The organism is Amycolatopsis sp. NPDC059021, from assembly GCF_042739895.1.
Lineage (GTDB): Bacteria > Actinomycetota > Actinomycetes > Mycobacteriales > Pseudonocardiaceae > Amycolatopsis.
In genome coordinates, this window is record NZ_JBHYIQ010000021.1 from 119,091 (window position 1) to 122,778 (window position 3,688).

The 3,688-nt window shown below is 61.8% G+C and carries 3 protein-coding genes; 1 reads left to right on the forward strand and 2 read right to left on the reverse strand.

Features of this window, described 5'->3' with window-relative positions:
* Positions 1-833 precede the first annotated feature (833 nt).
* Positions 834-2,141 (forward strand): hypothetical protein, encoded by a 1,308-nt coding sequence (locus tag ACFWX1_RS15600; protein ID WP_378387729.1) that lies wholly within the window; start codon positions 834-836, stop codon positions 2,139-2,141.
* Between the two features lie 27 nt (positions 2,142-2,168).
* On the opposite strand, the gene ACFWX1_RS15605 is transcribed toward ACFWX1_RS15600, so the two are convergent.
* The gene (locus tag ACFWX1_RS15605) at positions 2,169-2,984 is read right to left on the reverse strand and encodes a phosphotransferase (protein ID WP_378387731.1); all 816 of its coding nucleotides are present in this window, start codon (positions 2,982-2,984) and stop codon (positions 2,169-2,171) included.
* Positions 2,981-3,652: an HAD family hydrolase gene (locus tag ACFWX1_RS15610; protein WP_378387733.1), complete on the reverse strand. Its 672-nt coding sequence runs from the start codon at positions 3,650-3,652 to the stop codon at positions 2,981-2,983. Before ACFWX1_RS15610 ends, ACFWX1_RS15605 begins: the two co-directional genes overlap by 4 nt.
* Between the last annotated feature and the right edge of the window lie 36 nt (positions 3,653-3,688).

The window sequence follows — 3,688 nt, forward strand, 5'->3', positions numbered from 1 at the left end:
TCCCGCGACCGCACCCGCCCCGGCCGCCGCCACCCCCCCCCGCGAGCCGGCGGGGGGCCGGGGGCCCCCCCCCCGCCTGGGGTGTGGGGCTTGGCCCCACAAGCAAGGACGATGATCGCCGACGGAAAGGCGTGCCCGCCGAACAGGGGGCACCCAAGATCGAGTGGGCCGCCTGGGGCTCGAACCCAGAACCTACGGAGTAGAAGGCCACGTCGCCGGACGTCTGCCATGACCTGCTGACAGCCTTTCTCACCTGCGCACATAGCGAACGCAAACGGTCGTCGTCGGCGGTCGTTCATGGTCATCTGCGATCGTTTTCCGGGGGAAAACCGGGGAGATGATCTTGCTCTCTCCACCCGGTTTCCGGCGCCTTCGCGCGGTCCTCACCCTACCGCCCACACCTCCCCCGTCACCCCGATACGAAGCCAGCACGCGGCCGGTGGCGCTGGGTCAAGGCACGCTTTCCCGCCTTGACGCGGCGCTACCGGCCGTTGTCACGATCCGGCTTCGGGGTGGCAGGAGCCCGTTCTGCGTAACGCGCGCTGCGCCATGGCCGACCGATACGTCACGACACTCAGTGAGGAGGGTCCGAGGTTGGCCGAGGGTGCACACGGGCCGCCGCCGGGCGGCGCTACGCGAGGTGAGCCGCTGGCGGCCGTGCCGCCCGACCGGTGGGCGGAGCGGAGCGGCAGCCCGCCGTGTCGGGCTCCGGCGCGGTCGCCCAGGCGAGCGGCTACCTACGCAACCGGCGCGCCGCACGGCGGCGCGCCCTTGATCCCATAGAGCCAAATTCGGCAGCAACCGCGGAAGGCGCGCAAGGAGGGTGGGTCGCCATGGCGCAGTACTGGCTTCTGGACTGGCTCGATAGTGAAGGAGTCAAAAATGTCAAAGACGCAAGAAAACTCCTAACCGAACCCAACGGAGTTAAGCGCCTAATCGAGCGCGCTAAGATGGAAGCCCACAAACAAGTCTCCGCCTTTCCTGAAGCTGCAGAGCAAGTAGTAGCAGGCCCTGGCTTTGATCTGTCAGGCCAGTTTTCATGCTCCAACTCCCCATGCCTACTCAAGGGGGTTGACGTCCTCATTGGCCGAACCTGGCACTACTTTGACAAGGTAGTGGCCACTGGACTTGATCCCTGGAGATTGCTCGCCAGGCTACATGATCGTCAACAATCCGACGAAAAGTTGACGAATTTTACTCTCAATCATATTGAAGTCGCTTTCCATGTCCGGAATATCGGCGCAGAGTCAACGATTCTATTCAGCAAGAAACCTGCATACTGCGCAGATCACATGGACGAACTGGCTAAACAAATCGGATTGCACGGCGGACTAACAAGAATGCGCGATGAATTAGCCGAATATCTCCGGCCAGGCGCTAAAGTGGAAGTAGTTAGTCGCACGCCGGAGAAGATCATTGCGGTGATCACACACCATCAACTAGAGACAGCCCAAATTTTCACCTACCGTCCTGATCCATCCAACGAAGAGTTACGCGAATTCAGCGAGTACACGGCAGTAGAGAAATGGAGCCAGAGAGCCGCCCAGAACCGAGCGAAAGCACTGATAGAGAATACCGCCTTAGCTAAGCTAAATGATGCAGCCTTAGGCCAAGCGCAATCGTTCGATAGCCAGTACCGGAGGTACACAAAACAGAGAAGTTCCGAAATATCCCCGGCCGACGTTGCCCTGAACGTTACCCTCCCCTTACCGGAGGGAATTTCAGCCAGAGAGATCATCGCACTACGATCTCATCACGCAGCAGATTTTGCCGCTTTCCAATTAGCGATTCGAAAAGCTATCAAGGAGAAAGCTTCTGCCGCAACAGGGACCAACGCCACAAAGATTGCCGATGAAATATTCGATGATCTCATACAGCCCGCACTCATCAACATAGACCGGAAGATAACCAGTGCAACAGAATCCTTGGCGAAGCGTTCCGCGGTGGCAATTGCGATTGGGTCAGCAGTTACAACAATTGGCCTTCTAGCCTTTTCACCGCTAGTCGTCCCTGGGATCGTCGTCGGCGCAGGAGGAATCCTGACGAACGCATATGATCACATCAAAAGCCGCCAAGAGATCAAACTGTCAGACATGTACTTTCTTTGGCACCTATCAGCTAGAGCCTCGAAACACGCCTAGCGAGCAATGAGTAAGCACACTCGATCGTCAGACCCGTGCAGCCCGCGCTACCTTTTCCCAGTCACTTACCCTATCCCGGGAGAATTTAGCGGAGTCTGCGATCAGAGTATTGACGTTAGAGATCGATGGTATTGCGGATGAAATTTTTAAGGACATAACAGCAGCGTCGTATTCGACTTGACCACGTAGACCACGTGGGTCTATGAGACTCCAATTGCCATCGGAGTCACGTAGGACGTTCCACGGCGAAACGTCCGCGTGACACAGGCCGGAAGCAGTTTCGGTTGACAGACCATCGAGCAATTCGAGGGCCTGCTTACGCTCCGAAGAAGGCGCGACAGTCAGGCCAGGCGCGAGGTCGGTGAGATGGTCATCAGTTAAACGTCGCCGAAGCCAGTCGGCGAGGTGCGGTAGATCGTCGGCAAGGTCTGGTGCCGCAGCGATTGCGCGGAGTGGGGCGGTGAGTTCGTCGAGGGTGACTGTGGTCGGGTCGGCGTCGGCGAGTGGGGTGCCGGGGGTGACCTGGTCCATGATGGTCCATGTGCCGCTCTCGGTGGTCACCGCCTCGTGGATGGCGGGGCCGACGTCGATATCGGCTAGCGCCTTAGCGACGGTGGTCTGTGCGCTGGCTCCTGGATCAGGGGTGGCGCGCAGGATGAGGCGTTGTTCGGGGGTTGTAGCTGCGACGACGAGTGCGTATCGGGCGGGCAGGATGCGACGGGGTGTGGCGTTGTGACGGCGGCACAGGTCGGCTAGCTCGGGTTCGATGGCGGTGAGCCACTGGTCGGCGCGGTCGGGCCAGCGGGTCCGGATGGAGCGGGCGAGTTCCGCAGGGACCTTCATGCCACGGGGACCAGGCCGGCCAGGGCCTCGGTGATGGCGTCGGCCTCGGCGGTGGTGAACTTGGCGTGTTTGCCGGGCTTGTTGGCGTAGCCGAGGGCTGGGACGCCTGCGGCGTGGGCGGCTTCGATGTCGGTGACCGAGTCGCCGACGAACACGCAATCGGCCGGGGCGACGTCGAGCGTGGTGATGGCCTGGTGGAGCAGGTGCGGGCTCGGTTTGAGCAGGGCGACGTCGGAGCTTGTGCGGGCGGAGACGGTGTCGACGGCGGGCCGGAGGTTGTAGAGGTCGAGATAGACGCTGATCGCGGCGGCGCTGTTGTTGCTCACGATGGCCAGCGGGCGACTGGTGGCGTGCCATGCCTCGATGAGGTCGTGTGCGCCGTTGGCGGGTGTGGCGGTGGGGATGGCTTCGACTTCGTGGGCGGTGAAGGCGGCTTCGACGTAGCGCGCCTCGTCGGGGCCAAGGGTGGCGGCGTGGCGCAGGACATCGAACGGGTCCGCGCTGACGGCCACGTTCTCGGGCAGGTCGGTGTGTCCGCCTTCGGTGAGGATTGCGCGGAGCTGGTCGGCGACGACGGGGGCGGGGATGCCTGCGAAGACGGAGCAGACTGGGCCGTCGAAGTCGAGCAGGAGGACGCGGGCCTGGGTGAGCAGGTCGGCGGGGTTCATCGTTGGAAGTCCTCGGCGACGCTGTCCCACACGCTC